Here is a 2,247-nt window from a genome sequence, read left to right as displayed (position 1 = left end):
CGCAACTCCAATCATGGTTCTATATATACCCTTTTTTTTTTGAAATATTCACTTTTCTGCCGTAAGAATTCTGCTCACATATGCCATCGCAGTGTTTGCTTCCTTATAATATGGGAATCGAGATTTCTTAATTTTTTAATAAGTCACACGATAGCTATTGACAGTCACGTGACCGCATACTATAATGGGGATGTCTTAAGACAAGGGGTTTATGCTATAATACATCATGTAATGCGAAATTGATTTTTTCACAAACGAAAGGAGCTCAACAGTGTTAACGATCAAACATTTCACCAAAAGCTATAAAGGCGGAAAAAAAGCGGTCGACGACTTGACGCTTACCGTTGAAGACGGCGATATCTATGGCTTTATCGGCCATAACGGTGCAGGCAAGACAACGACCATCCGGGCTGTGGTCGGTATTTTGGACTTTGACGGCGGCGAGATCGAGATCGACGGTATGTCCATCAAGGATCATCCGACGCAGTGCAAAAAGATCACTGCTTATATCCCGGATAATCCCGATCTTTACGACAGCTTGACGGGCATCCAGTACTTGAACTTTATCGGCGATATTTTTGTGATCCCCAAGGCCGAGCGTGAAGCGCTGATCAAGCAGTATGCGGATCTGTTCGAGATCACGGCAAACCTCGGCGACCTGATTTCTTCGTATTCGCACGGGATGAAGCAAAAGCTGGCGCTCATCTCCGCGCTGATCCACAAGCCGAAGCTGCTTGTTCTTGACGAACCGTTCGTGGGGCTCGACCCCAAGGCTGCGCACACCGTAAAGCAGATCATGCGAGAGATGTGCGATAATGGCAGCGCGATCTTCTTTTCCACCCACGTGCTTGAGGTGGCGGAAAAGATGTGCGACAAGATCGCCATCATCAAAAACGGCAAACTACTGCGCTCGGGCACGATCGAAGAAGTCAAGGGCGACGAAAGTCTGGAAGACGTATTTTTGGAGTTAATCGATGAATAATCTTGGTTTGTTGCTAAAAACATATATGCGTACATCCTTTGGCTTTAACAAGGCAAAGTACGCGCATCAGAAGAAATCAAAATCCACAGGCATGACCGTGCTCCTCGTTTTCTGTTACATCCTGATCATGGGTGCGGTATTCGGTATGTCGCTTGGTTTGATGGACAGCCTGCGCGTGATAAACGCGGAATACATTGTCCTCAACATCATGATGATGGTCGCGTCCGTGATGGTACTGTTTACCACCATCTATAAGGTAAACGGCACGCTGTTCGGTTTTCGCGATTATGACATGCAGATGGCACTGCCCATAAAAACGAGCACACTCATCGCGAGCCGCGTACTTATCCTTTATGGGTACAACATTCTGTTTGTGCTTGGTGTGATGGTTCCTGCGGCGATCGCCTACGGCATCATTGCCACTCCCGCGGCGGCGTTTTATCCCATTTTTGTGGTGACACTGTTCGGCATCCCCATGCTGCCCATCATCATTGCAACGGTGGTCGGTATGCTGATCGCGGTGGCTGCGTCGCGCTTCAAGCGCAAAAACGGACTAAACGTAATATTCACGGTCGCCGCCTTTGTGATCTTTATGGTGGTATGGCTCGGGTTCTGGTCAAATTCAAGCAGCATCATGATCGACTTTGCAGATATTGGTGGCATGGTCAATAATGTGCTGGTGGGCATCTATCCTCTGGTTTCGCTTTACGGAAACGCGGTTGCAGGCTTCGACGTGGTTTCGCTGCTGCTGTTCCTGCTCATTTCGTTCGGCGCGTTCGCGGTCTTTATCGTGCTGGTGGCAAAGCTGTTCAAAAAGATGAACACGTCCATCACGACAAGCCGCACGTCCGGCAACTACAAAATGACAGAGTTAAAGCAGACCTCTCCTCAAAAGGCACTTTACAGACGGGAGATGAAACGCTTCTTTTCCTCCTCACAGTATGTGCTCAACACGGGCATCGGGCCGATCCTCTTGATCGTTGTCGGGATCATCCTGCTCGTTGCGGGAGAAGACGGTTTCGGGATCTATTCCGAGATTCCTCAATTCGGGCAGCTTCTCGGTGTTGCGGCGCCGATGGGCATTGCGTTCTTTATCGTGATGGCGAGCCCATCTGCCTCCTCCGTCTCCCTCGAAGGCAAGAATCTGTGGATCGTACGGTCGCTTCCTGTTGATACGCAGCTCGTATTAAAGGCAAAGCTCAAGGTTGCGCTCACGCTGTTCCTGCCCGCGTCCATCATCAGCGCTACGCTTTTCAACATTGCGC

2 protein-coding genes are annotated in these 2,247 nt (G+C 49.4%); both read left to right on the top strand.

All coding sequences use genetic code 11. The features are described from left to right. Positions 1–271: 271 nt before the first annotated feature. Positions 272–982, top strand: a complete 711-nt coding sequence (locus VB081_RS05690) for an ABC transporter ATP-binding protein (protein ID WP_323399872.1) — start codon at positions 272–274, stop codon at positions 980–982. Further along, a partial coding sequence (locus VB081_RS05685; protein WP_323399871.1) for a hypothetical protein occupies positions 975–2,247 on the top strand: 1,273 nt, incomplete at its 3' end. The genes VB081_RS05690 and VB081_RS05685, both read left to right, overlap by 8 nt.

The sequence above is a fragment of the Christensenella sp. genome, from assembly GCF_034927525.1.
Taxonomy (GTDB): Bacteria; Bacillota; Clostridia; order Christensenellales; family Christensenellaceae; genus Christensenella.
Note: the sequence above shows the minus strand (reverse complement) of the source record. Positions and strands in the feature narration are given on the sequence as shown.